Annotated in this window: 29 protein-coding genes; 17 read left to right on the top strand and 12 right to left on the bottom strand. The window is 68.6% G+C overall.

Translation table 11 applies throughout. The annotated features are described in order from the left end of the window. The first annotated feature begins 41 nt into the window (after window positions 1-41). Window positions 42-1,076 carry a serine hydrolase gene (locus ACIRG5_RS39700; protein ID WP_402914931.1) on the top strand — a complete coding sequence of 345 codons (1,035 nt, stop codon included), beginning with the start codon at window positions 42-44 and terminating at the stop codon, window positions 1,074-1,076. Window positions 1,077-1,187: 111 nt separating this feature from the next. Here ACIRG5_RS39700 and ACIRG5_RS39695 read toward each other — a convergent pair whose 3' ends face one another. From ACIRG5_RS39695 to ACIRG5_RS39685, 3 genes are read right to left on the bottom strand one after another with little or no spacing between them, the layout of a single operon-like run. Next, window positions 1,188-1,994 carry a sugar phosphate isomerase/epimerase family protein gene (locus ACIRG5_RS39695; RefSeq protein ID WP_402914929.1) on the bottom strand — a complete coding sequence of 269 codons (807 nt, stop codon included), beginning with the start codon at window positions 1,992-1,994 and terminating at the stop codon, window positions 1,188-1,190. Beyond that, window positions 1,976-2,980, bottom strand: a complete 1,005-nt coding sequence (locus ACIRG5_RS39690; RefSeq protein WP_402914926.1) for a dihydrodipicolinate synthase family protein — start codon at window positions 2,978-2,980, stop codon at window positions 1,976-1,978. Before ACIRG5_RS39690 ends, ACIRG5_RS39695 begins: the two co-directional genes overlap by 19 nt. Window positions 2,981-3,002: 22 nt before the next feature. Then, on the bottom strand, window positions 3,003-4,145 hold the full coding sequence (locus ACIRG5_RS39685; RefSeq protein ID WP_402914923.1) for a Gfo/Idh/MocA family protein: 1,143 nt from the start codon (window positions 4,143-4,145) through the stop codon (window positions 3,003-3,005). 122 nt (window positions 4,146-4,267) lie between these two features. Between ACIRG5_RS39685 and ACIRG5_RS39680 the strand changes: the two genes are divergently transcribed. The 3 genes from ACIRG5_RS39680 (at window position 4,268) to ACIRG5_RS39670 (ending at window position 7,731) form a co-directional block, all read left to right on the top strand. Beyond that, window positions 4,268-5,284 (top strand): LacI family DNA-binding transcriptional regulator, encoded by a 1,017-nt coding sequence (locus ACIRG5_RS39680; protein WP_402914920.1) that lies wholly within the window; start codon window positions 4,268-4,270, stop codon window positions 5,282-5,284. A gap of 114 nt (window positions 5,285-5,398) precedes the next feature. Beyond that, complete coding sequence (locus tag ACIRG5_RS39675; RefSeq protein ID WP_402914917.1) at window positions 5,399-6,709, top strand: hemolysin family protein; 1,311 nt, start codon at window positions 5,399-5,401, stop codon at window positions 6,707-6,709. Then, a complete protein-coding gene (locus ACIRG5_RS39670; RefSeq protein ID WP_402914914.1) occupies window positions 6,706-7,731 on the top strand; it encodes a hemolysin family protein in 1,026 nt (341 codons plus the stop codon). The genes ACIRG5_RS39675 and ACIRG5_RS39670 overlap by 4 nt, the downstream gene beginning before the upstream one ends. On the opposite strand, the gene ACIRG5_RS39665 is transcribed toward ACIRG5_RS39670, so the two are convergent. Both ACIRG5_RS39665 and ACIRG5_RS39660 read right to left on the bottom strand, forming a co-directional pair. After that, on the bottom strand, window positions 7,728-8,060 hold the full coding sequence (locus ACIRG5_RS39665; RefSeq protein ID WP_402914911.1) for a cupin domain-containing protein: 333 nt from the start codon (window positions 8,058-8,060) through the stop codon (window positions 7,728-7,730). The two genes, ACIRG5_RS39670 and ACIRG5_RS39665, sit on opposite strands and share 4 nt — an antisense overlap. Beyond that, window positions 8,060-8,836 (bottom strand): carbon-nitrogen hydrolase family protein, encoded by a 777-nt coding sequence (locus tag ACIRG5_RS39660; protein WP_402914908.1) that lies wholly within the window; start codon window positions 8,834-8,836, stop codon window positions 8,060-8,062. Before ACIRG5_RS39660 ends, ACIRG5_RS39665 begins: the two co-directional genes overlap by 1 nt. Before the next feature lie 43 nt (window positions 8,837-8,879). Here ACIRG5_RS39660 and ACIRG5_RS39655 point away from each other — a divergent pair, with 43 nt between their 5' ends. After that, a complete protein-coding gene (locus tag ACIRG5_RS39655; RefSeq protein ID WP_402914905.1) occupies window positions 8,880-9,497 on the top strand; it encodes a GntR family transcriptional regulator in 618 nt (205 codons plus the stop codon). Here ACIRG5_RS39655 and ACIRG5_RS39650 read toward each other — a convergent pair. Next, complete coding sequence (locus ACIRG5_RS39650) at window positions 9,458-10,765, bottom strand: MFS transporter (protein ID WP_402914902.1); 1,308 nt, start codon at window positions 10,763-10,765, stop codon at window positions 9,458-9,460. The two genes, ACIRG5_RS39655 and ACIRG5_RS39650, sit on opposite strands and share 40 nt — an antisense overlap. 115 nt (window positions 10,766-10,880) lie before the next feature. Here ACIRG5_RS39650 and ACIRG5_RS39645 point away from each other — a divergent pair, with 115 nt between their 5' ends. The 3 genes from ACIRG5_RS39645 to ACIRG5_RS39635 all read left to right on the top strand — a co-directional run bounded on the left by ACIRG5_RS39645 (window position 10,881) and on the right by ACIRG5_RS39635 (window position 12,906). After that, window positions 10,881-11,561, top strand: coding sequence for a DUF2848 domain-containing protein (locus ACIRG5_RS39645; protein WP_402914899.1), 681 nt, complete (start codon window positions 10,881-10,883; stop codon window positions 11,559-11,561). A gap of 87 nt (window positions 11,562-11,648) precedes the next feature. Next, window positions 11,649-12,287, top strand: coding sequence for a dihydrofolate reductase family protein (locus ACIRG5_RS39640; protein WP_402914897.1), 639 nt, complete (start codon window positions 11,649-11,651; stop codon window positions 12,285-12,287). Window positions 12,288-12,312: 25 nt separating this feature from the next. After that, window positions 12,313-12,906, top strand: coding sequence for a hypothetical protein (locus ACIRG5_RS39635; RefSeq protein ID WP_402914895.1), 594 nt, complete (start codon window positions 12,313-12,315; stop codon window positions 12,904-12,906). Here the strand turns inward: ACIRG5_RS39635 and ACIRG5_RS39630 are convergent. Next, a complete protein-coding gene (locus tag ACIRG5_RS39630; RefSeq protein ID WP_402914892.1) occupies window positions 12,903-14,369 on the bottom strand; it encodes a multicopper oxidase family protein in 1,467 nt (488 codons plus the stop codon). The two genes, ACIRG5_RS39635 and ACIRG5_RS39630, sit on opposite strands and share 4 nt — an antisense overlap. A 139-nt stretch (window positions 14,370-14,508) precedes the next feature. Beyond that, complete coding sequence (locus tag ACIRG5_RS39625; protein ID WP_402914890.1) at window positions 14,509-15,165, bottom strand: SDR family oxidoreductase; 657 nt, start codon at window positions 15,163-15,165, stop codon at window positions 14,509-14,511. An 82-nt stretch (window positions 15,166-15,247) separates the two neighbouring features. On the opposite strand from ACIRG5_RS39625, the gene ACIRG5_RS39620 reads away from it, so the two are divergent. Then, complete coding sequence (locus ACIRG5_RS39620; RefSeq protein ID WP_402914887.1) at window positions 15,248-15,694, top strand: winged helix-turn-helix transcriptional regulator; 447 nt, start codon at window positions 15,248-15,250, stop codon at window positions 15,692-15,694. Between the two features lie 213 nt (window positions 15,695-15,907). Here the strand turns inward: ACIRG5_RS39620 and ACIRG5_RS39615 are convergent, their stop codons facing one another. Next, window positions 15,908-17,236 carry a hypothetical protein gene (locus ACIRG5_RS39615; protein ID WP_402914884.1) on the bottom strand — a complete coding sequence of 443 codons (1,329 nt, stop codon included), beginning with the start codon at window positions 17,234-17,236 and terminating at the stop codon, window positions 15,908-15,910. Window positions 17,237-17,510: 274 nt separating this feature from the next. Here ACIRG5_RS39615 and ACIRG5_RS39610 point away from each other — a divergent pair, with 274 nt between their 5' ends. The 3 genes from ACIRG5_RS39610 to ACIRG5_RS39600 are packed head-to-tail and all read left to right on the top strand — an operon-like array spanning window position 17,511 to window position 18,846. Then, window positions 17,511-17,792, top strand: a complete 282-nt coding sequence (locus ACIRG5_RS39610; RefSeq protein ID WP_402914882.1) for a hypothetical protein — start codon at window positions 17,511-17,513, stop codon at window positions 17,790-17,792. Further along, complete coding sequence (locus ACIRG5_RS39605; protein ID WP_402914880.1) at window positions 17,792-18,595, top strand: phosphotransferase family protein; 804 nt, start codon at window positions 17,792-17,794, stop codon at window positions 18,593-18,595. Before ACIRG5_RS39610 ends, ACIRG5_RS39605 begins: the two co-directional genes overlap by 1 nt. 5 nt (window positions 18,596-18,600) lie before the next feature. After that, complete coding sequence (locus tag ACIRG5_RS39600; protein WP_093604692.1) at window positions 18,601-18,846, top strand: hypothetical protein; 246 nt, start codon at window positions 18,601-18,603, stop codon at window positions 18,844-18,846. On the opposite strand, the gene ACIRG5_RS39595 is transcribed toward ACIRG5_RS39600, so the two are convergent. After that, window positions 18,821-19,279, bottom strand: coding sequence for a DUF1801 domain-containing protein (locus tag ACIRG5_RS39595; RefSeq protein ID WP_402914878.1), 459 nt, complete (start codon window positions 19,277-19,279; stop codon window positions 18,821-18,823). The two genes, ACIRG5_RS39600 and ACIRG5_RS39595, sit on opposite strands and share 26 nt — an antisense overlap. Before the next feature lie 19 nt (window positions 19,280-19,298). On the opposite strand from ACIRG5_RS39595, the gene ACIRG5_RS39590 reads away from it, so the two are divergent. Together ACIRG5_RS39590 and ACIRG5_RS39585 are read left to right on the top strand one after the other, a co-directional pair. Continuing rightward, complete coding sequence (locus ACIRG5_RS39590) at window positions 19,299-20,171, top strand: 3-methyladenine DNA glycosylase (protein ID WP_402914876.1); 873 nt, start codon at window positions 19,299-19,301, stop codon at window positions 20,169-20,171. A gap of 63 nt (window positions 20,172-20,234) precedes the next feature. Then, window positions 20,235-21,941, top strand: coding sequence for a substrate-binding domain-containing protein (locus tag ACIRG5_RS39585; RefSeq protein WP_402914873.1), 1,707 nt, complete (start codon window positions 20,235-20,237; stop codon window positions 21,939-21,941). 18 nt (window positions 21,942-21,959) lie between these two features. On the opposite strand, the gene ACIRG5_RS39580 is transcribed toward ACIRG5_RS39585, so the two are convergent. Both ACIRG5_RS39580 and ACIRG5_RS39575 read right to left on the bottom strand, forming a co-directional pair. Next, the gene (locus ACIRG5_RS39580) at window positions 21,960-22,772 is read right to left on the bottom strand and encodes an aldo/keto reductase (RefSeq protein WP_402914870.1); all 813 of its coding nucleotides are present in this window, start codon (window positions 22,770-22,772) and stop codon (window positions 21,960-21,962) included. Beyond that, entirely contained in the window at window positions 22,760-23,731 is a 972-nt protein-coding gene (locus ACIRG5_RS39575; RefSeq protein WP_402914867.1) for a helix-turn-helix transcriptional regulator, read from the bottom strand. The genes ACIRG5_RS39580 and ACIRG5_RS39575 overlap by 13 nt, the downstream gene beginning before the upstream one ends. A 49-nt stretch (window positions 23,732-23,780) precedes the next feature. Here ACIRG5_RS39575 and ACIRG5_RS39570 point away from each other — a divergent pair, with 49 nt between their 5' ends. From ACIRG5_RS39570 to ACIRG5_RS39560, 3 genes are read left to right on the top strand one after another with little or no spacing between them, the layout of a single operon-like run. After that, complete coding sequence (locus ACIRG5_RS39570) at window positions 23,781-24,158, top strand: DUF3224 domain-containing protein (protein WP_402914864.1); 378 nt, start codon at window positions 23,781-23,783, stop codon at window positions 24,156-24,158. A 2-nt stretch (window positions 24,159-24,160) separates the two neighbouring features. Further along, window positions 24,161-24,820 carry a maleylpyruvate isomerase family mycothiol-dependent enzyme gene (locus ACIRG5_RS39565; protein WP_402914863.1) on the top strand — a complete coding sequence of 220 codons (660 nt, stop codon included), beginning with the start codon at window positions 24,161-24,163 and terminating at the stop codon, window positions 24,818-24,820. Window positions 24,821-24,831: 11 nt separating this feature from the next. Then, a complete protein-coding gene (locus tag ACIRG5_RS39560; RefSeq protein ID WP_402914860.1) occupies window positions 24,832-25,437 on the top strand; it encodes a class I SAM-dependent methyltransferase in 606 nt (201 codons plus the stop codon). Window positions 25,438-25,443: the final 6 nt, after the last annotated feature.

Below are 25,443 nucleotides of genomic sequence, written 5' to 3'. Positions count from 1 at the left end.
TAGTCAGGGAAACGTCAGGGGCGCCTGTTTTGATACCGCTCATGACTTTGAACCGCAGGTCCGTGTTCGGGCTGGGAACCGTCGCGGCCGCGACGGCCGTGCTCGGCTCCAACGGTGCAGCACAAGCCCAGGAAGACGCGGAGGTAGAGATCGAACGCTCCCCGGCGACGGCCGACCGGTCGCGCAAGCGCGTGGCCCAGATCTACCGGCGGCAGGCCCGCAAGGCGAAGGGCAGCTGGTCGTCGCTGATCACGGTCGCCGACCTCGACGGGACGACGAAGGCCGCCGTCGACGAGGACGCCGACAAGGTGGTCGAGGCCTACAGCGTCAACAAGATCGCGGTCGCGGTCGCCGTGCTGGACAAGGTGGACCGCGGGCTGATCAAGCTCGACCAGACGGTCACCGTGTCGGCCGCCATCGTCATCCAGGACACCGACGGCATCTTCGCGCTCGACGGCGCGTACCCGAGCGAGGTCACCGTCGGCCACGCGCTGGCGAACCTGCTGACCGTCTCGGACAACACCGCGGTCCGCCTGTGCGGCCTGGTCGTGCCCGCGCTGGAGCTCAACGAGATCCTGCGGTCCAAGGGCTTCGTGCACACGCAGGTCGTTCCGGTCGCGAACCCGAACCGGTTCTTCCTCGGCACCACGACGGCGCGCGAGACGCACACGTTGCTGCAGAAGCTGGTCGACGGTCAGCTGCTGTCCGCGGCGTCCACCGCGTACCTGCTGAACATCCTGCGTGCGACGGCGAGCTTCACCGACGGCGTGCGGCTCAACCTCACGACGAACGAGCGTCTGCGCGTCGCGACGAAGGCCGGTTGGTTCGAGGACGGCCGCAACGAGGCCGGGATCATGTTCAGCGCGGACAACCGGGCGATCCTGATCTACTCGATGTTCGCGTCGGGAACGTTCGCCGGTGACAAGGCCGTGAACGACGAGGACTTCAGCACCACGCACCCGGCCGTAGCGGCCCGCGCGGAGCTCGGACGGTCCATGTTCGACGCCGTCATCAAGATCACGACCGCGAAGCCGAAACACGGTGCAAAGGTTTACAGGTTCGTCAACGGCGGCTGATTCCTGAGATTTATCTGAAATCTGGACCAAAGAGCACTGATTTTCGGATATACACAAACCAACGCCGGGGTCGGTCGTCGCCGCCGTCGACGACCGGCTTCCCCGCGTCGGTCAGAGCGCCGGTTCCACAATGTCGTGGTACCTGCGCGTCACCTCTTCGATCACCTCGTCGAAGTCCGCCGCCCAGATGGCCGCGTTGAAGATCTCCACTTCGACATCCCGCGAATATCCGGTCGCCGCGACATGCCGCGTCAGTCGGTCCAGGTCGATGTCGCCGTCACCGGGATAACCGCGTCCGAGCAGCACATCGGCGGGCACAGGCGTGAGCCAGTCACACACCTGGTACGACGCGATGTGCGGTCCCGCGCGCACGATCTGCGCGTCCAGATCGGGGTCCCACCACACGTGCAGCGCGTCCACGACGACGCCGACCGACTCGTGCTGTTCGGCGATGTCCAGTGCCTGTCCCAACGTCGACAGCACGCCGCGATCCGCGCAGAACACCGGATGCATCGGTTCCAGCGCCAGGATCACGCCCGCCTGCGCCGCGTACACCGACAGTTCCGCGATGGCGTCGGCAACGCGCTGACGTGCGCCGATGAGGTCCCTGTCGGCCTGCACTCCCCCGACGACCATGACCAGCGTGTCGGTGCGCAACGCCGCCGCCTCGTCGATCGCGCGGCGGTTGTCGTCCAGTGCGCTTCGGTTGTCCACGGCGGTGAGGAACCCTCCGCGGCACAACGACGACACGCGCAGTCCGGCGTCCGCGACGAGTTTGGCGGTGCGTTCCAGGCCGTGGTCGGTGACGGGTTCACGCCACAGTCCGATCGACTCGATGCCGTGCCGCGCACAGCCTTCGACGGCCTCGGCGACCGTCGCGCGTTTGATCGTGGCCTGGTTCAGCGAGAGGCGAGCCATTGGCTCCACCGCCGTTCCGCGAACTCCGGTTCGATCACGCCGGCGATCTCCGCGAGACGTTTCGCCTCGGCCAGGTGCTCGACGCTACGCGCGGATTCCAGGCCGCCGAGAAGTTGGAATCGTTCCTGATGCCCGGCCAGCCACGCCAGGAACACGACACCCGTTTTGTAGTAGTAAGTCGGCGCGCTGAACAGATGGCGGGACAACGGAACCGTCGGCGCCATGATCCGGTGGAACTCGCCGGTGTCGCCGTCCGCCAGCTTGGCCAGCGCACGAGCCGCCACCGGGGCGATCGGGTCGAAGATGCCGAGCAGCGCGTGGCTGTAGCCCTCCTCGTCGCCCGCGATCAGGTCCGGGTAGTTGAAGTCGTCGCCGGTGTAGCAGCGGACGTTCCCCGGCAGCGCGCGCCGCAGCCCGATCTCGTGATCCGCGTCGAGCAGCGAGACCTTCACGCCGTCGATCTTGTCCGGCCGCGAGCGGATGATCTCCAGGAAGTTCCGGGTGGCCCGCGGGATCTCGCCCGCACCCCAGTACCCCTCCAGCATCGGGTCGAACGCGGTGCCGAGCCAGTGCAGGATCACCGGTTCGCTGACGCGGTCGAGCAACGTGCCGTAGACCTTCTCGTAGTCCTCGGGACCACGGGCCGCCGCCGCGAGCTGACGTGAGCACATCAGCACGGGCTGCGCGCCGGCCTCCTGGACGATGTCGAGCTGTTCCAGGTAGGCGTTCAGCACGTCGTCGAGGCCGGGCTCACCGGTGAGGTGGTCGGTGGCGACGCCCGCGCAGATCCGTCCCGCCTTCTCGGCGGCGCTGCGGCGGATGAGCTCGGCGGCCGTCGGCCAGTCCAGGCCCATGCCGCGTTGCGCGGTGTCCATGGCTTCCGCGACACCGAAGCCGTGCGACCACAGGTGGTGCCGGAACGCGAGAGTCGCGTCCCAGTCCACCGTGCGTTCGTCCTCGGCCACAACGTGTGCCGCGGCGAACACGATGCGATCACCTTGCCTCTGGCTAGACATCCGCGATCTCCACTCGGCGACCCTCCGAAGAGGACTGGAGACCGGCGGCGGCCAGCGCGACGCCCCGTGCCCCGGCGCGGAAGTCGTGCGGGAACGGCGTGCCGTCGTAGACGTGCCGCAGGAACTCCGCCCACTGCACCTTGAAGCCGTTGTCGAAGTCCTCGTTGTCCGGCACCTGCTGCCACTGCTCGCGGAACGGGTGCGTGACCGGCAGATCCGGGTTCCAGACGGGTTTCGGCGTGACGGCGCGGGTCTGCGCGAAGCACTCGCGCAGACCCGCGACCGCACTCCCCTCGGTGCCGTCCACTTGGAACTCGACGAGCTCGTCGCGGCGCACGCGCACGCACCAGGACGAGTTGATCTGGGCGATGACGCCGTTCTCGATCTCGAAGATCCCGTACGCGGCGTCGTCCGCGGTCGCCTCGTAGGCGTTGTTCTGCTCGTCCCAGCGGGTTGGAATGTGCGTGACGGCCTTCGCCGTGACGGCCTCGACCCTGCCGAACAGGTCGTGCAGCAGGTAGCTCCAGTGGCAGAACATGTCCGAGACGATGCCGCCGCCGTCCTCCGCCCGGTAGTTCCAGCTCGGGCGCTGCGCGGGCTGCCAGTCGCCCTCGAAGACCCAGTAGCCGAACTCGCCGCGCACGCTGAGGATCCGGCCGAAGAAGCCGCCGTCGATCAGTCGCTTGAGCTTGCGGATGCCCGGCAGGTACAGCTTGTCCGCCACCACGCCGTGCTTCAGGCCCAGCGAGTCGGCCAGGCGCCCGAGCTCCAGCGCCTGCTCGACGGTGTCCGAGACCGGCTTCTCGGTGTAGACGTGCTTGCCGGCCCGCAGCGCCTTCGTGATCGACTCGACGTGCCTCGACGTGACCTGCGAGTCGAAGTAGATCTCCACGGACGGGTCCGCGAGCGCTCCGTCGAGGTCCGTCGTCCAGTGCGCGAGGTCGTGCCGCTCGGCGATCTCCTTGAGCTTGTCGGCGTTGCGGCCCACGAGGACCGGTTCCACCTTCAGCACGGTCCCGTCCTGCAACCGCACGCCCTCGTCGCGCAACGGCAGCAGTGAACGGACCAGATGCTGGCGGTATCCCATCCGCCCCGTGACGCCGTTGACCGCCACGCCAATGGTCCTGACCGCCATCGCACCTCCCTGGTAGCAGCGCTGGAAAGCGCTTTCCCGCCACGCTAATCGCGGTCCTTCACGGCCGTCAACCTCCTCGCGAGTTAGTCTCAGCGCTCACATGCACGTTGACGGAGGTGGTCGTGTCCGCCCGACAGGTGACGCTCGCCGAGGTGGCGAAGCAGGCGGGTGTGTCGCTGGCGACCGCTTCTCGCGTGCTCAACGGCAGCACGCGGCAGGTGAGCGAGGATCTGAGCGAGCGGGTCCTGCGCACCGCGGAGGAGCTCGGCTACGTGCCGAACGCGTCCGCGCAGGCGCTGGCCCGCAACTCCAGCTCGCTGGTCGGGCTGGTGGTCCACGACATCACCGACCCGTACTTCTCGTGCATCGCGGCGGGGGTGACGAAGGTGGCCGAGGCTGCCGGGCTCTCCGTCGTCCTCGGCACGACAGGGCGCCGGCCTGAGCGTGAGGCGGAGCTGCTCTCCACTCTGCGTGCGCATCGAGCCCGTGCGGTGGTGCTCGCCGGTTCCCGCACCACGGACCGTGCGGCGCAATCGCGGCTCGCGGCCGAGATCGACGCGTTCACCGAGCAGGGCGGGCGTGTCGCGTGCGTGTCGCAGGCGAAACTCGGCACCGACACGGTCGTTCCCGGCAACCGTGCGGGTGGCCGGGCACTGGCCCGTGCGCTGGCCGAACTCGGGCACAAGAAGTTCGCCGTATTGGGTGGACCTTCCGAACTCGTGGTGGCCCGCGACCGGCTCGCCGGGTTCAAGGCAGGCCTCGCGGACGCCGGGATCGCGCCGCCGGTGGTGATCAACGGGGCCTTCACCCGGGACGGCGGGTACGCCGCCGCGATGGAGCTGCTGGCGTCGAAGTCGCGCTCCACCTGCGTGTTCGCCGTGACGGACGTGATGGCGATGGGGGCCATGGCCGCGCTGCGCGAACGTGGCGTGCGCATCCCGGAGGACATCTCGATCGCCGGGTTCGACGACATCCCGACGCTGCGCGACACGGTTCCGGCGCTGTCCACCGTGCGACTGCCGCTGGAGGAGATGGGCGAGATCGCCGCGGGTCTCGTGCTGGACGCCGGGGGTGACGAGGCCCGCACCGTCCGGGTGGCGGGTGAGGTGGTGCTCAGGGCGTCGACTGCCCACAATTAGACTCGTCTGGCTGTTCACGTACTTAGTCATGAGGAGTTGAGCCGTCCCCATGGGGTCTGGCCCCGGCTGGCATACCAACCCGGTCCCTTGTTCCTGCAGTTCAGGAGCGCGTAGGTGACCGGAATACTTCTGAGCGTGCTCGGTCTGGTCGCCGTCGTGGCACTGACCGCGGGCACCTTCGTCGCGGTGGCGGCGGAGTTCTCGCTGACCGCGCTGGAACGAAGCACCGTCGAACGCCATGTCGCCGAGGTGGGCGACGCGAAGGCGAGAACCATCGACCGTGCGCATCGCACTCTCTCGTTCCAGCTCTCCGGCGCACAGCTCGCCATCACGCTGACCACGCTGATCACCGGTTACATCGCGGAGCCCGCGATCGCGAACCTGATCGAGCCCGGACTCACCGCGGTGGGCGTGCCCGAACCCGTGGCCGACTGGTTGTCGCTGGCCCTCGCGCTGGCGATCGCCACGGCGTTGTCGATGGTGTTCGGCGAGCTCGTGCCCAAGAACCTGGCGATCGCGAAGCCGCTGGAGACCGCGCGGGGCGTGGTCAGCATCCAGGCCGGCTTCTCCACGGTCTTCCGCTGGTTGATCAACTGGATGAACAACTCGGCGAACTGGCTGGTCCGGCGCTTGGGCGTCGAGCCGGTCGAGGAGCTGGCGTCCGCGCGGTCGCCCGAGGAGCTCGGCGCACTGGTGCGCAGTTCGGCCGAGCACGGCACGCTGGACCAGGGCACCGCGGTGCTGCTGGACCGGTCGCTGCGCTTCGGTGACAGGACGGCCGGCGAGCTGATGACCCCGCGCGTGCGGGTCGAGGCGTTGCGCGCCGACGCGACGGTCGCGGATCTCGTGCTGAAGGCGCGGGAGACCGGCTTCTCGCGGTTCCCGGTGCACCACGGCTCGTTGGACGAGGTGAGCGGGATCGTGCACGTGAAGCAGGCGTTCGCCGTGCCTTCCGCGTTGCGCGTGTCCACTCCCCTGTCGGCGTTGACCCGGCCTGTGTACTCGGTGCCGGAGACGCTCGAAGGCGACGCGCTGCTGGACCGGCTGCGGGCGTCCGGGCTGCAGACCGCGCTGGTCGTCGACGAGTACGGCGGCACGGCCGGGCTGGTGACGCTGGAGGACGTGGTCGAGGAGATCGTCGGCGACGTGCGCGACGAACACGACCGCGGCGAGGCGGCGCCGGTGCGTTCGCTGGGCAAGGACAGCTGGATCGTGTCCGGGCTGCTGCGCGACGACGAGGTGGAAGAGGCGACCGGGTTCAGGATGCCCGAGGGTGACTACGAGACGCTGGCCGGCCTGGTGCTGGCGCGGCTCGGGCGGATTCCGGACGTCGGCGACGAGATTCGCGTCGACGGGTGGAGGGTGACCGTCATGAGGATGGACAAGCACCGCGTGGCCGAGCTGCGAGTGGTGGCGTCCTCATGAACTTCCTCGTCATCGTTTTGCTGCTGGCAGGTAACGCCTTCTTCGTCGGTGCCGAGTTCGCGGTGATCACCGCGCGCCGGGACCGGTTGGAAGCGTTGGCGGACAAGGGTTCTTCCCGAGCCCGTACCGCGATCAAGGCGTCGCAGCAGCTGCCGTTGCTGATCGCGGGCGCGCAGCTGGGCATCACGTTGTGCTCGCTGGGGCTGGGTGCGATCGCCGAGCCCGCGCTGGCTTCTGTGCTGGAGGGGCCCCTCGGGGCCGTTGGATTGCCGTTGGCCGTGGTGCACGGTGTGGCGTTCGCGGTGGCGTTGGTCATCGTCGTCGCGCTGCACACGATCCTCGGCGAGATGGTGCCGAAGAACCTCGCGATCGCCGGTCCCGAACGGGCCGCGGTGTGGCTGGTTCCGGTGCACTACGGGTTCTCGCGGATGATCGCGCCGGTGCTGGCGCTGTTCAACGCCGTGGGCCGGTGGGTGTTGCGCCGGTTCGACGTGGAGCCGGTCGACGAGTTGGAGTCGGCCTACACGCCGGACGAACTGGCGTTGCTGATCGGCCAGTCCCGGTCAGAGGGGCTGCTGGAGGACTCGGAGCACCGGCGGCTGGCGCAGACGTTGTCGTCGGCCGCGCGCACGGTCGCCGATGTCCTGGTGCCGCTGGAGAAGCTGACGACGGTGTCGGCCACGCCCACCGTGGGCGAGATCGAGAACGTGGTCGCCACGACCGGGTTCTCGCGCTTCCCCGTGCTCGCCGACGACCGGCTGATCGGGTATCTGCACGTCAAGGACGTGCTGGACCTGGAGGGTGCGGAGACCTCGGTGCCGCGTGATCGTGTGCGCGGGTTGCCGGAGGTGCCCGTCGACGCCCGTCTGGACGAGGCGCTGGCCGCGTTGCGCCGGGCGCAGTCCCACCTCGCTCGCGCGGTGGCCGCCGACGGCACGGTGATCGGCGTCGTGGCGTTGGAGGACCTGGTGGAGGAGTACGTGGGCACCGTGCGCGACGGCACCCACGTGCGCTGGGTCTAGGTGCTTTGGGCTGTGCGGATTTCCAGCATCGTGCAGCCCTCGTCCGTCCGATAGGGACCGTGGGGCATTCCGGGGCGGCGGCTCGCGAAGTCGCCGGCCCGGAACGTCCTGCCCAGCGTCAGGTCGGTGAGGTCGCCTTCCAGCAGGTAGACCTCCTCGTGGTAGTCGTGGCGGATCACGCCGCTCGTTTCGAGGCCCGGTTCCCAGCGCGCGATCCTCGTGAGGGTCGAGGTGTCCGGGTCGCGGCTCAGGACGCGTTCGGTGACGCCCGGATCGGCCGGGCGCCAGTCGATCGCCCCGACCGGGAAGAACTCGTGTTCCTCGCGCATCACAGCCTCCGGTTGGCCAGCACGGGCAGCTTCGCGCGGACCTCGTCGACGAGGTGGGTGTCCACATCGGACAGGATGGTGCCGGGGGCGCCGCCGAGCCGCTCGCGCACCGAACCGATCGGGTCGACCACGGCGCTGCGGCCGATTCCCGTGGGGGCGGAACCGTGGTCGGCGTCCGGGTCGGCCTGGCCGCAGGCGAGGATCCAGGAGGTCGCGTCCAGGGCGCGGGCCTGGACCAGCAGGTCCCACTGGTCGGCCTTGCCGGGGCCCGCTCCCCAGGAGGCGCCGAGCAGGATGACCGGCGCGGTGGTGGCGAGGGTGCGGAAGAGTTCGGGGAACCTGACGTCGTAGCAGGTGGCGAGGCCGATCGTGGTGCCGTCGACGTCGAACGTCACCGGCTTCTCGCCCGGGGTGACGTTGTCGGACTCGCGGAAGCCGAACGCGTCGAACAGGTGGATCTTGTCGTAGCCCACGTGCAGGCCGGCGCCCGTGACGAGCGTGGTGTTGGTGACCCTGTCACCCTCGCCCGGCGTGAACATGCCGGCGACCACGACGACGTTGTGCTCGTCGGCGATCTCGCGGACCGCCGTCGCCCACGGGCCGTCGAGGGGTTCGGCGATCGGCTTGAGTGGCACGCCGAAGCGGCACTGAGTGGCTTCCGGGAACTGCACCACGCGTGCGCCATTCGCAGCAGCAGTGGCTACCTCGGCGCGGACGGTGGCAAGGTTCTCCTGCGGATCAGCGGTGGAGCTGATCTGGCAGAGCGCGAAGCGCATGATCCTCCTCTGGTATACATGTTGTATGCAAGGTGCGGACGCGTTGTCTGGCAGAGAAAAGGCCTACGAGTTCCTCAAGGACACGATCCTCGCCGACCCTGAGATGCAGGGGCGGTTCATCAGCGAGCAGGACGTCGCCAACCAGATCGGCGTCTCCCGCACGCCGATCCGCGAGGCCCTGCTGCTGCTCGCGGCCGAAGACCTCGTGCAGCTCATGCCGAAGAAGGGTGCGTACGTCGCGCCGTTGTCCTCGCGGCAGATCAGCGAGTTGATGGAACTGCGCGGCATCGTCGAGCGGTACGCCGCCGAGCGCACGATGAGCGAGGGCACCGTCCCGTTGCGGCAGATGCAGGAGCTCATCGAGCAGCAGCGGTTCCTGGTCGAGGACGCCCGGCAGTTCATCGACGTCGACAGGCAGTTCCACGCGCTTCTGGTGGCGGCGACGGGCAACGAGCTGTTGACGAAGACCTACGAGGGGTTGCGCGCAAGGCAGGTGCGCGCGGGGGTGGTCGCGTTGTACCGGGCGCACGGCAGGCAGCAGGCCGTGATCGACGAGCACAACGAGATCGTGGCCGCGCTCGAGTCCGGAGACGTCGGCGCGGCCACCGCGGCGATCACCGCTCACTTGGACACCACGCTGAAGGTGCTGCTCAACGGCTGAATCTCGTCTTCCGGCTGAGGATCGCGGCCGAGCCAGAGCCCTGCCAGCGTCACCACGCACGCCACCGAGACGTAGAGACCGATGATCACCCACGTGCCGAACCCGGCCAGCAGCGCGGTGAAGAGCAGCGGGGCGATCGCGCCGCCGATCACGCCGGCCAGGGTGTAGGCGAGCGAGCTTCCGGTGTAGCGCAGGCGTTCGGTGAACTGCTCGGCGATGAACGCGGCCTGCGGCCCGTACATGAACGCGTGGAAGGCCAGGCCCACCACGACGCCGAGCACGATCAGCGGCCACGACTTCGTGTCGATCAGCGGGAACAGCACGAACGGCCAGACCGCGCCGCACACCGCGGCCGCCGCGTAGAGGCCGCGCCGGTTGACCCGGTCGGACAGCCAGCCGGCGAACGGCATCAGGAACAGCTGGAAGCCCGAGGCGATCAGCACGGCGACGAGGCCGACGTTGCGCGGCAGCTTCAGCTGGGTCGTGAGGTAGGTCAGCACGAACACGGTGTGCAGCGCGTACAGCACGTCCGGGCCGACGCGGCACAGCACGGCGGCGATCAGCGGCCTGGTCTGCGTGCGGAACACCTCGCTGATCGGCGCGGACGGGCGGTCGCCGCGTGCCTCGATCGCCTTGAAGACCGGGGTCTCCTCCAGCTTCACCCGGATCCACAGGCCGAAGATCACGAGCACCGCGGACAGCAGGAACGCCACCCGCCAGCCCCACGACATGAACGCCGCGTCCGACAGCGCGACGCCCAGGAGCGCGAGCACGCCGTTCGCCATCAGGTTGCCGGCGGGAGGCCCGATCTGGGCGGCCGACGCCCAGAAGCCGCGCTGCTTCGGGTTGCCGTACTCGCTGGACAGCAGCACCGCACCGCCCCACTCGCCGCCCAGCCCGACGCCCTGCGCGAACCGCAGCAGCACCAGCAGCACACCGGCCGCGGGACCGATCGCGGCGTGCGTCGGCAACAGGCCGATGAGCAGCGTCGCGATGCCGGTGATCAGCAACGTCGTGACGAGCACGCGTTTGCGGCCGATCTTGTCGCCGAGCCGGCCGAACAGGAATCCGCCCAGCGGCCGGGACAGGTAGCCGACGGCGTACGTCGAGAACGCGAGCAACGTCGCGGTCAGCGGTTCGGAGCTCGGGAAGAACAACGGGCCGAGCACGACGGCCGCGGCGACGTTGTAGATCGCGAAGTCGTACCACTCCAGGGCGGTACCGGAGAGCGAGGCCACGAAGGCGCGCACCAGGGCCGAACGGGGCACGTCCTGTGGTGTGCCCGCATTTGACGTGCCCGTATTTGAGGTGGCTGTCGTTGCTGAATCAGGCGGCATGGCGTAATACTGCCTGTATACAACTCGTATGCGCAAGGAGTACCGGATGTCCACCGCTTGTACGCTGAAGTTCGATCTTCCTGACGGCACCGTCGCCGAGGTCGCCGTGACGACCTTGCTGAACGGCGGATACGCAGGTCGCAGCCAGGACGACGTGGCCGCTCACGTGCGCGAACTCGCCGAACTGGGCGTGCCGGCGCCGTCCGTGACGCCGAGCCTCTACCCCGTGTCGCCGTACCTAGCGCAGCAGACCTCGACGGTTCCCGCGCAGCACGGCAGGACGTCCGGCGAGGCCGAGTGGGCGTTGATCGTCACTGATTCAGATGTGCTGCTGACGGTCGCATGCGACCACACGGACCGCGCGCTGGAGGTGCACGGCGTCGCGTGGAGCAAGAACGCCGGACCCGACGTGCTGGGCGGCAAGGCGTGGCGGCTGTCCGATGTGGCGGACCGCATCGACGCGATCGAGCTGACCGCGTGGGCGGACGGCGTGGAGATCCAGCGCGGCACCCTCGCCGAGTTGCTGACCCCGCAGTACTGGGTGGAGCGGTTGCGCGAACTGGGCCTGCTCGAGCCGGGCACCGTGCTGCTGTCCGGCACGATCCCGATGCACCACGGCGTGGACCAGTTCGCGGCGAAGTGGCGGGTCGAGCTGCGCGATCCGGCGACCGGTGATGTCCTCGACTGCGACTACGAGGTCACCAGGCTGCCCGAGCCCATCGGCTGAACCGGTATGTGCCCCGGCGATCGTGTCGATCCTGATGCCGACGCGTTCGACGTACCGGTGAAGGAACACGACACAGGGAGGCACAAGATGGGCAAGGTCTACACGGGCGCCAGCACCTCGATCGACGGCTACGTCTCGGGTCCGGACTTCTCCGGCTTCGACAAGCTCTTCGCCTGGTACGAGGCGGGCGACGTGGCGTTCACGGTTCCGACCGGCGCCATGACCGTCCACCTCACGCCGGCCAGCGCCGCCCACTTCGGCGGGCTGATCCAGGCGACCGGCGCGTTGGTGGTGGGGCGCAAGCTCTACGACTTCACGAACGGCTGGGGTGGCCGGCACCCGATGGGCGTGCACACCGTCGTGCTCACCCATCGGCCGTTGGAGGACAACGAGCACTTCACGTTCGTCACCGGCGGCATCGAGGAAGCCGTTGCGGTGGCACAGAAGCACGCGGGCGACAGGGGCGTCGGCCTGAACTCCGGCGAGATCGCGCGGCAGGCCATCGACGCGGGCCTGGTCGACGAGATCTTCCTCGACCTGGTGCCGGTGATCCTCGGCGGGGGCACGCCGTTCTTCGCGCCCGGCAAGGGGTACGAGCTGGACGGACCGATCTCGGTCGTTGAGAGCACTTCGGTCACGCATCTGCGCTACAAAGTGAAGTATGGGGCGGATGTGGAAGGCGGCGCTGTTGCCGCTGATCTTCGTGGCAGCGTGCACGAGTCATGAGCCGCGGGCGGAGGCGGAGCAACTCGTGCTATCGCCCCAGCTCGGGCCGGTGCGGGCCGCACTGCCCGGCTCGGCCGCGCCGACGCTCGCCGCGAGCGACGCCCTTCCGTGGCTCGAACGAGGACCCGACGCGACCGAGGACACCTGCGGCATGCGGGCGGAGGACAGCAAGGGCTTCTTCCCCGACCGGTCGTGGAGGGTGAGCTGCTACTGGCAGACGACGCGGTACTACGGCTTCGACGGCGACTTCGCGGAGCGCGCGCAGGCGGTCAACGACGCGCTCGTCGCCGTGGGGTGGCAGGAGTCGGATGGCGCGGTGTCGAAGGCGATCCGCTACTTCGAGCAGACGCACGGGAACGGCCTGGACGCGTCGCGCGTGCCGCCCGTCGCGTACGGCAAGTACGTCGGCGAGCAGTCGTGGACGGCCACGTTGAGCTGGGCGGAGGCCGGCCAGGTGCCACCAGGCTTCCGCACCAGGCCGACGAGCGAGGGGTACGTACGCCGTGAGGCCGTCACGGTGGACGGCGAACAGGTCCACCGTGACCTCACGAGCAGGCATCAGTTCGTGCTCGTCCTCTCGGTGAGCGCCCGTTACTTCGAGCGCACGATCGAGGACTAGGGAACGATCTCCAGCTGCGCCATCATGCCGATCCACGAGTGTTCGAGGAAGTGGCAGTGGTAGACGTAGCGGCCGGTGTAGCCGGTGAACGTCGCCTGCACCTTCACGGTCTCCCCCGCCGTGATCGGGATGGTGTCCTTGAGGCCCGCGTCGCTCGGGTGGGGCGGGCCGCCTCCGCGTTCCAGCACGCGGAACTGGACCAGGTGCAGGTGGAAGTTGTGCTTGACGCCGGTCGGATCGGAGCTCTTGATGAGCCAGGTCTCGGTCGTGCCGCGTTTGACGGTGAAGTCGACGCGGTCCATGTCGAAGACCTTGCCGTTGATCACGCCGTCCGGGCGGTCGTTGGGCTTGAAGACGTAGAACAGGTCGACCTCGCGGTCCACTGTGGACAGCGGTAGTGCGGGCAGCGGGCGCAGGGCCGCGGGGACGCGGCTCGGGTCCGAGGCGCGGCGGACCACGTCGAAGCGGAGGATCTCGCCACCCACGGAGTCGGTCAGCGTCACCTTCGAGCCCACCGGGTACTTCGAGAAGTCGACGACGACATCGGCGCGTTCCGCTGAGGAGAGGAGCAGTTCCTCCGTCTCCACGGAGTTGGCGTACAGGCCGCCGTCGGAGCCGATGCGGGTGAACGTGTCGCCGGTCAGCCGGAGGTGGAAGACCCGCTGGTTGGCCGTGTTGATCAGGCGGAAGCGGTACTTGCGGGCGGCGACCTCGAAGTAGGGCTGGGGCACGCCGTTGGCGAGGACCGTGGTGCGCTTGCTCGGGTCGTCGAAGACCACGATGTTGCCGCTGTCGTCGAACTGGATGTCGCGCAACATGATCGGGACGTCGTAGGCGCCGGACGGGAGGTTCAGGCCTCGTTCGGAGTCGTCCTCGATCACGTAGGCGCCGTGCAGTCCCAAGTAGACGTGCGCGGCCTCGGTGCCGTGGCTGTGGTCGTGGTACCAGAGGGTCGTGCCCTGCTGGGAGTTCGGGTAGAGGTAGAGGCGGGTGCGGCCGGGCTCGATGAGGTCCTTCGGGTGGCCGTCGTGCTCGGGTGGCACGTGGCCGCCGTGCAGGTGGACGTTCGCGGCCTCGTCCATCTTGTTCTGGAACATGATCAGGGTCTTGCGGCCCGTCTTGGCCTTGATCGTCGGGCCGACGAACTGACCGCCGAAGCCCATGACCGGCGACTGCAGGCCGGGCAGGATCTCGGCGGTCGTGCGTTCGATCGAGAGCTGGTAGATCTCCTGCTTCGAGGTGGAGACCAGCGGTTTGAGCACGGGCGGGACGGGCATCGGGCGTGTCCACGGGACTATTTCCGGTCTGGTGCCCGAAAACGTCTTCGACTCCTGGAACGCCACCGGCTCGTGCGCGGTGTGCGTCGTGCTCTCGTGCCCCTCGGCCGGCGCGAGCAGCTTCGGCACCCCGAACACTCCCGCCGCGATTCCGCCCGCGGCGAGCACACCTCGTCTGTTGAGCATCACTGTTCCCCTAAGCGCCCCAGGCGGATGCGATCAGGAGAACGCTCCCGCAGCGGTTGGATGCGGCGGAAACCTACGCCGGGCGATCGGGGGTAACACCTAGTTCCGAGTTGGGCTCACGTGTGCAGAGCCGACTGTCTCAAGAGGCCAGTGAGGCCTTCACCGCACGGGTGCCGTCATCCGCGAGCACCTCGTCATCACCATTCTGAATCGCTTGCAGTACTTGGGAAACGACATCCTCCGGCGCAACCTTGGGCCCCTCGACGTGCGCCGCCATGTCGGTGTCGATGTAGCCGACGTGCACGCCGACCACGGTGGTTCCCTGCTCCCGCAACGCGTCCCGCGTGGACTTCGTGAACGACCACGCCGCCGCCTTGGACGCCGCGTAGCCACGAGCCGCCGGGTAGCCGAGCCACGACAGGATGCTCAGCACGTTGACGAGAGTGCCGCCGCCATTGGCTTTCAGAATGGGCGCGAACGCGTCCGTCGTACGGACGAGCCCGTAGAAGTTGACCTCGAATTCTGCCTTGATGCTGTCAACTCCGTCGCCGGGACCGGTGACGCCGGCGTTGTTGATGACGATCGAGACGTCCCCGAGCTCCTTCGCCGCGGCCTCCACCGAAGCGTCGTCGGTCACGTCCAGCTGGACCGGGATGACGCCCTCGTCCACAACGGACGCCGGGTTGCGCGCGCCGCCGTAGACCTTCGCCCCGCGCTTCACGAGCTCCTGCGCGAACGCCCTGCCGAGCCCGCGGTTGGCTCCGGTCACCAGCACCGCCGCACCGTTGAAGTCCATGACCCCTACCTCCTAAGTTGGCTTTCCCAACTCACATTAGCGAGGTAAGTTGGATTTGCCAACTCACTGATAGGATGGTCACATGGCCCCTCGAACCTGTTCCATCGCGAACGCGCTGGAGGTGGTGGGCGAGCGCTGGTCGCTGCTGGCGTTGCGCGAGGTCTTCCTCGGCAGCACCCGCTTCGACCAGATCGCCGCGAACACCGGCGCCTCCCGCGACGTGCTGACCGTGCGACTGAAGAAGCTGGTCGCGTCCGGCGTGCTGGAGAAGCACCAGTACTCCGAGCACCCGCCACGGCACGAATACCTGCTCACGGACACGGGCCGCGCACTGCACAACGTGATGCTCGTGCTCAAGGAGTGGGGCGACACCTACGTGACCGAGGGCCCCCTCCCCCTCGTGTGGGAGCACTCGTGCGGCGCCGTGCTGGAGCCGCGCGTCGTGTGCGCGGCATGCGGCGAAGAGGCGACGCTGGAGTCGCTCACTCGTGCGGCGGAGCCGACCCGTGCACCGGAGCCGGCGCCCTGACCTGCGCCCTGGATGATCGGGTGCGAGAACGTCGACGGCGGCCACCCGTTCATCGAGGTGGACGAAGGGCCGGTGTACCGGCTCACGGCCTACGAGCGCGGGCAGTGCAGAACCCGGTGGCGGGCGAGGAGCAGCGGTTCACAGCGTTCCGGCGCCAGGACGAACTGCTGGGCCCGCTCGACTCGCGGTGGGTGCAGCGCGCGGCGGCGCGGCCTAGCTGAGGAAGTACGCGATGCGTTCGTCGAGGTCGTCGTGGCGACCGTTCGCGCGGCGCCGCAGGCCCTTCACGCGTTCGACGATCCTGGACGACGACAACGGCCCGATCGCGGCGAGCGCCTCCGCGGTCACCTGGTCGGCCTTGTCGTAGTCGCGGAGTTCGAGATACGCCGCCGCGAGGTGGATCTGCGTCTTGGCCCGAGCTGTCACGCGGTGATCGGGCAGAGTCCCCAGGGCACGCTCCAGGAGGGCGGCACCTTGGTGCGGGCGGCCGGTGTCGCGCAAGCACTGGCCGATGTCGGACATCAGGTCGGACTCGCCGTAGAAACTCAGCCAGTCGGGTTCGGTGCCGTCGCGATCGAACGAGCGCTGGGCGTTGTCGAGCGCCTCCTGAGTGCCTTGGGCGTCTCCGAGGAGAGCGAGACCGCGCGCCTCGATGGCGTGCAGGTAGGCGCCGAGGGCCGGAGTGGCGTCGCCGTTGGCGAGTTGGAGCGCTGACCGGGCCAGCGCGGTCGCGTGCTGTGCGTCGCCGGGGTTCTGGGCGACTTCGATGGTCACCCGACTCATCTCGCCGAGAACGTTCGCGGCGTAGAGAGTGTCACCGGCTTGCCGCGCGAGGTTCAGCGCCTGGGTGTAGTACTGCTGCCCCAACGCATGGCGTCCGCTGTCCACACTGTTGAGCCCGGCCAGCCAGGTCGCCTCCGCCACCACAGAGCAAAGGTCGCGACCGACGCTTTCCGTATAGGTGCCCCGCAACGCCGCTTGTGCCTGGTGATGCAAGAACTGCACCACCAGCGGACGCGTGATTCCGCCGCCATGCCGCCGATGCATCTGTTCGAACTGCCGGACCATCATCGACATGGCTTCGACATCGGCGGAACCGACCCGAGCCCCCGCCGCGTTCGCAGGTGTCATCGTGAGCGCCAGCCAGGCGGGCTGAGCGAACGCCGCCGCTGTGAAAGCGGACCCCATCAGGAAGTTCCGCCGGTTCAGATCGCGCCCTGATAGCTCAGCCACGATCGTGATCGTGCCATCGATGGTCGACGCGCACGCGAACCCGTCGAACGTGTCGTCCACCGGGCTGCGGTCAGCGAACCCGCAGTCACCGGTGCGAATCTGGTAGCCGAGTCGTGTGGTCAGCACTTTCGCGACTATTCGCGGTACCGGCCAGCGCGGCTGGGCACCTTCCAGCATCCGTTTGACCGATGTCGTCGTGGTGCCGAGGTGCACGCCTTCTTTGGCGCCGGTCGTGACGATCGCGCGAGCCAGCGCACAGTTGCTCAAGCCGGCCTCGGCGAGCAACGCGCGCAACGCCACGTTCTCCACGTCACCGACGGTAACGCTTCGTTCGTTTCCAAAACAGCGCCGCACCGAAGTGGGACTGAAGTGAGACCCCTGCGACCCAAGCTCTCCCACCAGGGCTGACTGCGTGACTGCCGGCGAACGACTCAGCTCCGTTCACTGGTCACATCAGCTTCTCGGGAGGAGATCTCATGCACGTTCAGCAACGACAACGCGCTCGCACGCTCGTTTCGCCCGCCCTCTTCGACCGGCTCGTCGTGAGGGTCAGGTCCGACCACGGCTTCAACCCAGTTGGCTCGTGGACGTGGGATGGCACGCGTTCCTGCTGCACACGCGGGAGTACGCCGAGTTCTGCCACCGGATCGCCGGTCGCTTCATCCACCACGTGCCGACCGACCAGCGAAGCGATCAGCCGGAGGTGGGAGCGGCCGACACGATCGCGGCGATCATCGCGTCGGGCTACGACGTCGACAGCGAACTGTGGGAAGGTCCCGGCCGGTGCGACACCGACAAGTGCCACGGGTGCGCGAGCGGGTGCCACGACGATCCGCCGCCGGTCCCGCCCTACCGAGGAGCCTGATGCGCTGGGAAGACCTGCCCGCCGAGGTCCGGGACGCCATCCGTCTCCGCATCGGGACGGTCACCGCGTCCGAACCGGTCACGGGTGGCGTGAACTCGGACTTCACCGCAGCGCTCGACTCCGCGCACGGTCGCTTCTTCTGCAAGGCCACTCGCGCCGGCAGTCGCACGGCCTGGATGCTCCGCAACGAACTCGCGGTCCATCCCCACCTGCCTGACGTCGCGCCCGCGCTGCACTGGCACGTCGACACGGGGAACTGGCTGGTGCTCGGCTTTGAGCACGTCGACGGACGGCATCCTCACTTCTCCCCCGGCTCGCCGGACATCGTTCCGATCGCCGAAGTCGTCGGCGAACTGCACGGGAAGCTCACTCCGTGTCCCGCGAAAGTGGCGAGTTTCGCGGAGCACTGGCGGCAACTGTCCGCGTGGCAACGCATCGCCCCGGACGACGTCGACCCGTGGACTCGGGGGCACATCGACCGGTTTCGGGAGATGGAACGGAAGGCACTGGAACTCGCCGAGGGCGACACGTTGCTGCACACCGACCTGCACCCGTTGAACGTTCTGATGAGCGACCGGCCTCGCGTCGTGGACTGGGCGTGGGCCCGCAGAGGGCAAGCTTGGGTCGACCTGGCCTTCCTGCACCTCAGGCTGATGCTCGCGGGTCACGAGCCGTACGACGACGAGGTGCCGGACGAGTTCGTGGTGGCGGTGTACGGGGTGTGGCTGCACAACGCACGGCGGGGCAAGCCTCGCAGGCTGGCGGACGTTGCGCGGCGGTGGGCACGGCACCGAGTAGGTTGATCGCCATGAGTGAGGACGACGAGGACGAGTTCGCCGAGGACGACGACTTCGAGGACGAGGAAGACCCGGACGACCTCTTCGCCGTCACGCCTGAGCCGCGCACGGTCTGTCACCTGTGCGGGGGTGCGAGCTACATCGCCGCGCCGACGCTCGCGATCATCGGTGGCGCGCCGCGGACCGTGGACAACGGGCGGGAGTGCCCCCACTGCGCCGGCGCGCGGACGTTCACCGGGCTCGTGCCGCCGCTTTAGCCCTGTTCTCGGCGTGCCAGTCGAGGAACTGCTGGACCGACAGGCGGGCGACCTCGTCGCCGACGATGTCTAGGGCCAGGTCTGCTGCTCGCCGGTAGCGGACGCAGGCCTTGCCCATGTCGAGCTTCTTGCCGGTCTTCGCCCACCTGGCGCGGAACGACTCCTCGAACTCCTCCATCACCGTGGTGAGGTAGACGGAGTGGTAGCGCTTCTGGGCGCCCAGGGCGACGTAGAGGAGCGGCTTCTTGTTGTAGGTCGGGCCGCTCACCTCCAGCGGCACCGCGTAGGTGATCAGTCCCCAGTCCATGGCCTCGACGTAGCCGTCGGGGAGGTTGGCGAGGATGACGTCGCGCACGGCCTCGATCTCGGCACGCTGCTCATCAGGCAGTTCGGCGAGGTACTGGGCGACCGTGGAGGCCTGGCTCTTCACCATTCGCGTACGGTAATCGCTCGTGGAGGTCCTGTCCCGAGCCCAATGGCACGAACTGCGCGATTCGCACGTCGCGCGCGTACGCCGGTTCACGGGGCCGCATCAGGAGCGGAAGCTTCGCAAAGAGAAGCACCCGGTGATGGACTTCCTCTTCACCTACTACAGCCATCGGCCCGTGCGGCTCGAACGGTGGCATCCGGGGCCCGGCGTCGTTCTAGAGGACGCGGCGGAGTACCTGGAGTTTCCGCACTACAAAGCCACTGCTGACGGCGTCACGCTCGACGTCGAGAGCTTCGTCGGGCAACGGGCCAAGACGCTGGAGTTCGTGCGGGCGTTGCTCACGGCGACGCTCAGCCGCCCTGCCCGGCTCGGTTGTTTCGGGCTGCACGAGTGGGCGATGGTCTACCGGCAGCAGCCGGAGGAGGTCCGGCACAACGCGTGGCCGTTGCGCCTGGGCAGTGACGGCACGGACCAGGTGGTCGAGGCGAGCCGGATCCAGTGCGGGCACTTCGACGCGTTCCGGTTCTTCACGCCACCCGCTCGGCCGCGCAACGCTCTGCAGCCCACTCGCGACGATCAGTTGCTGAACGAACAACCAGGGTGCCTGCACGCGAACATGGATCTGTTCAAGTGGGCCTATAAACTGGAGCCGGCTACACCGTCAGATCTGGTCGCGGACTGCTTCGAACTGGCCGCTGACGTGCGTGAACTCGACATGCAGGCCTCCCCGTACGACCTGGCGGGGCTCGGGTACGGGCCGGTGCGGATCGAGACGCCGGAGGGCCGTGCGGAGTACGCGCGCAGGCAGGCCGAGTTCGCTGAGCAGGCACGACCGTTGCGAGAACGGCTCATCTTCGTTTGCCAGTCGATACATGGAGTGACTTCACTTCGCTGACGAAGTTCACCTGTTAGCGTGATTGGCGGTCGTCGGGGGCCGCTGAGTAGTTGTGAGGGATCGATGTCTCGACACCGCACTCTGCGGGCGAAGGTGAAGCGCGGAATCGCCAAGTGGCCCGTGCTCATCGTCGTGCTCGTGGTGCTGCTTGGTCTCAGCTGGCTCGCGCTGTCGTGGGCCGGCGGAGTGCTCGACAAGCGTTCACAGGCCCTGGCCCAGAGCTGCAGCGAGGGTGACTCGGTGCTGCGCGTCGCCGTGACGCCGAGCATCGCGGAGGCCGTCCGTGACGTTGCACGCGCGTACAGCGCGACACGGCCCGTTGTGTACGACCACTGCATCGCGATCGAAGTGACTTCCGCGGACTCCTCCGCGGTGCTGGAAGGCCTGACCACGACCTGGGACGTGGAGAAGCTCGGCCAGCGGCCCCACGCGTGGCTGCCCGACTCGATGCTCTGGGCGAACCGGCTGACCGCGCTGAACGCGAAGCTGGTCGGCTCGGCGCCGAAGTCCGTCGGCACGTCGCCGGTGCTGCTCGCGGCTCCCGAGGCCGCCGCGCCGGTGTTGAAGGACTTCCGCTGGTCGGACATGCCCGGGGTGACGGACTGGAGCAAGTACGGCCAGTCCTGGGGCCGGTTCAGCGTCGCGATGCCCGATCCGGCGGCGAACACGGCGTCCGCGCTCGCGATCCAGTCGGCACTGGCCGGCGGCGTGGGTCCCGTCACGCCGGAGTCGCTCGGGTCGGACGCCTCGAAGTCCGCGCTGACGAAGCTCGCGGCCACGGTGCCGCCCGAGGTTCCGCCGACGACTCGCGACGCGTTGCGGCGCCTGGGTGACAGCGCGACGGTCAACGCGGCGGGCTTCTCCGCCACACCGGTGTTCGAAGTGGACCTGTTCAAGCACAACACGGGCAAGGAAGCCCCGTCGAAGCCCCTGGTCGGCGTGCTGCCGGCCGGACCGGCCCCGGTGGCGGACTTCCCGTACGTGGCGCTGGGCGGCACCGAGGTCGGTGAGGCGGAAGTGCGTGCGGCGCAGGCGTTCCGCGACTTCATGACCGAACCGGGTCAGCAGGCCATCCTGGCGCGCGGCGGGTTGCGCGTCGAGTCCACTCAGGACCGCCCGTCGCCCTCGCCGGGCGTGTCCTGGTCCCCTGTCACGGAGAACCTCGTCGCCGCCGACGCGACGACCACGCAGCAGATCTCCTCCGCCTGGGCGTCGGCGGACCGCGGCGGACAGGTCGTCACGGTGCTGACGGACGTGTCCACGTCGATGAAGCCCCGGCTGGACAAGGTGAAGGCGGCCCTGCGCGGCCAGGTCGACCGATCCGTGTCGGGCTCGTTCGGGCTGTGGGAGTTCGCGCGCGACCTCGACGGTTCGAAGCCGCACAAGCAACTGGTCGCGACCGGGCCCGTCGCGGACAAGCGCGACGCGTTGCGCAGGTCGATCGACGCGCTCAAGACCGCGGAGGGTTCGCAGCTCTACAGCGCGCTCGCGGCCTGCTACGAGACCGCGCACGACGGGTTCGTGGCCGGGCGGGTCAACCGGGTCGTGGTGATCACCGACGGCACCTCGGACGGCGGGATCGACCTGGCGGCGCTGAAGTCGCAGCTGCACGGGACGGACCTGCCGGTCAGCTTCATCGCGATCGGCGGCGACGTCGACAAGGCGGCGCTGACGGACATCGCGCAGACGACCGGCGGGTCGGTGTCGGTGGTGGAGAACGTGGACGGCGTGGAGGCGGCGCTCGGTCAGGTGCTGTCGACGAAGGCCTGACCGAGCGCGGTCAGCCGGTCAGGCGGCGTTGAAGCGGTCGGGGTCGGGGCCGGTGCGGGTGCCGTTGTCGAGCTCGGTGATCACGAGCATGTCGTCCTGGGCCAGCTCGAAGTCGAAGATGTCGATGTTCTCCTTGATCCGGTACGGGGTGACGGACTTCGGGATCACGACGATGCCGAGCTGGACGTGCCAGCGCAGCACGATCTGGGCCGGCGTCTTGCCGTACTTCTCGGCCAGGCCGACGATGTCGGGCTCGCGCAGCAACGCGCCCTGCCCGAGCGGCGACCACGCCTCGGTGACGATGCGGTGCGTCACGTGCACCTTGCGCATCTCTTCCTGTTGCAGCAACGGATGCAGCTCGATCTGGTTCACCGCCGGTGTGGTCGGGAACTCGTCGAACAACCGCTGCAGGTGCGCGGTGTGGAAGTTGGACACGCCGATCGCGCGTACGCGGCCGTCGGCGTAGAGCCGTTCCAACGCACGCCACGTGTCGGCGTACAGGTCGCGCTTGGGCGTCGGCCAGTGGATGAGGTAGAGGTCGAGCACGTCGCGGCGCAGGCGCCGCATGCTCTCGTCGAAGGCGCGCAGCGTGGAGTCGTGGCCCTGGTCGGCGTTCCACAGCTTGGTCGTGATGAACAGGTCGGGGACGCCGGCGATGGCGTCGCCGACACCGGACTCGTTTCCGTAGGCGGCAGCGGTGTCGATGCTGCGGTAGCCGGCCTCGATGGCGGTCGTGACCGCGCCGGCCACCTGCTGCTCCGGCACCTGGTAGACGCCGAAGCCGAGTTGAGGGATCCGTACTCCGTTGTTCAACGCAATCAGCGGAACCATGCGGGTAGCTTCGCATCGTTGTAGACGTCCTGCATCGCCTTGATTGTTTCGACGAGTTCTCGTCTTACTTCGTTTGGCGCCAAGACTTCCACGTCCGCACCGAATTTGAGCAGGTCAGCGACGACGTGCCGGTGCGACTCCGTGGGGAAGCCGAACTCCTCCCCCGGTTGCGGCGCCGCGTCTCGAATGACGCGGGCCTGGTAGCCGCTGAGCAGGTACTGGGACTTGTCGAGTCCGGCACGCGTCATGCGGACCGTGACGCGCTCGCCGTACATGCGGGCCTCGAATTCCAGCGACCACTCCGCCCAGTACCGCGCGAGGTCGAAGTCCTCGGGACGTTCGAACGAGCCCGGAGTGACCTGAAGGGCCAGCACGCGCGAGACGCGGTAGGTGCGGCCGCTGCCGACGAAGTACCAGGTGCCCGCCTTCAGCACGAGCCCGTACGGGTCGACCTCGCGTTCGACGGTCTGGTTGCCCCAACGCCGGTAGGTCATCCGCACGCGCCGTTGCTCCCACACGGCGTCCGCGATCGTGGCGAGGTGCTCGGTCGGTTCGTCGCCGCGGAACCACGTCGGGGTGTCGAGGTGGAACCGCTGGCGGATCTGGTCGGCCCGGTCGCGCAACTCGGTCGGCAGCGCGGCGAGGAGCTTGAGCTGGGCGGCGGCCGCGAACTCCCCCAGCCCCAGCGCTTCGGCGGGTCCGGGGAGCCCGGCGAGGAACAGCGACTGCGCCTCGTCGGTCGTCAGACCGGTCAGCCGGGTGCGGTAGCCGTCGACCAGCTGGTAGCCGCCGGCCGGGCCGCGGTCGGCGTAGATCGGGATGCCGGAAGCGGAGAGAGCCTCGACGTCGCGGTAGATCGTGCGCGGCGAGACCTCCAGCTCGGACGCCAGCTCGTCGGCCGTCATCCGGCCCCGGGACTGCAGGAGCAGGAGGACCTGGAGGAGCCTGCCGGATTTCATTCCTCAAACCTGACACGATCTGTCAGGAATAGCCAGCAGAGTGGTCCCCATGAAGGCAACCGGAACCATCGAAGTGAAGAGCTGGGACGAGAAGACCTGGGACGGCCGGTCCTACAAGGAGGTCGAGGGACGCAAGCTGACCGAGGCGCACGTCCAGTTCGGCTACGCGGGCGACGTCAGCGGCGCCGGCAGCTGCCGGTACCTCATGTACTACGGCGACGACGTGGCGTGGACGACCGCGATCGAGGAGATCACGATGGACGAGGGCACGCTGGTGCTGCGGCACGTCGGCGCGTACCGATCCTCTGTGGAGGGCACGATCGAGGTCGTCGACGGCACCGGGAAGTACCTGAACGCGCGAGGTGCGGTGACGGTGGACTGGGCGGAGGATGGCAGCGGCACCTACACCCTGGAGTACGAGGTCTGACCATGACCAACGCCCCCGTCTACGACGCGGCCAAAACCCGGATCACCTCACTCGTCGAGGGTCGTGATCCGCAGACACCCGTGGCGGCGACGCCCGGCTGGTCGGTCAAGGACGTGGTGGCGCACCTCGCCGGCGGTCTGCGCGACTTCGCGGACCGCCGGTTCGACGGCGTCGAGTCCGGTGAGTGGGGCGAACGGCAGGTCCGCGACCGCCGCGACAACTCGCTGGAGGACGCCTTCGCCGAGTGGGACGCGAACCTCGCGCTGGTCCAGCCGTTGTTCGACACCCCGATGGGGCCGATCCTCGTGTCCGAGGTGGTCGCGCACGAGCACGACCTCCGCGCGGCGCTGGGGGTTCCCGGCGATCGGGACGGCGTGGAGGTGCGGGCGGCGCTGGTGCGGCCGTTGCAGGAGCTCGACCAGCGGATGCGGGAGAACGACGTGCCGGCGTTGCGGATCACGCTGGAGCACGGGGACCGCGTGCTCGGGCACGGCGAGCCGGCCGGGACGTTGCGGACCACGTCGTTCGAGCTGATGCGGGCCATCGGCGGGCGGCGGTCGGCCGACCAGATCAAGGCCATGGACTGGGACGGCGATCCGGACACGTGGATCGCCGCGCTGGCGCTCTTCGGACGGCACCGCCCGGAGCCGTTCGAGGAGTAACTTCCCTCGGCGTGAGCGACTGGCTGACGGACACACGCGACTCCTACGACACGGTCTCGATCAGTTATGCGGAGTACACGCGCGACCTCCTGGACGGTCTCCCGCACCTGCGGGCGGCGCTGCGGTTGTTCGCGGAGGAGGTGCGCGGGCCCGTCGCGGACGTCGGGTGCGGGCCCGGCACCATCACCGCGCTGCTGAACGAGCTCGGCGTGGACGCGTTCGGGATCGACCTCTCCCCCGCGATGATCTCGCTGGCCCGGCGCGACCACCCAGGGCTGCGGTTCGAGGTGGGATCGATGACCGAGCCGCTCACCGACTCGGTCGGCGGGATCATCGCCTGGTGGTCGCTGATCCACGTGCCGGACGACGAGGTGCCGGCCGTCTTCGAGCACTTCCACCGGGCGTTGCGTCCGGACGGGTTGCTGCAGCTCGGTTTTCACGTCGGCGACCGCACGAACCTGAAGACGCGGGGCTACGGCGGGCATCCGATGCGCGTGCACGTTCATCTGCGCAAGCCCGAGCGCGTGGCGGACTGGCTGCGGGAGGCGGGATTCTCCGTGGAGGCGCAGTGGCTGCTGGGCACCGATGGCGCGGTCCTGTTCGCACGGCGCGGGTGAGACCAT

The organism is Lentzea sp. NPDC102401 (assembly GCF_044765805.1).
Taxonomy (GTDB): domain Bacteria; phylum Actinomycetota; class Actinomycetes; order Mycobacteriales; family Pseudonocardiaceae; genus Lentzea; species Lentzea sokolovensis.
This window is presented reverse-complemented; position numbering and strand designations above follow the sequence as displayed.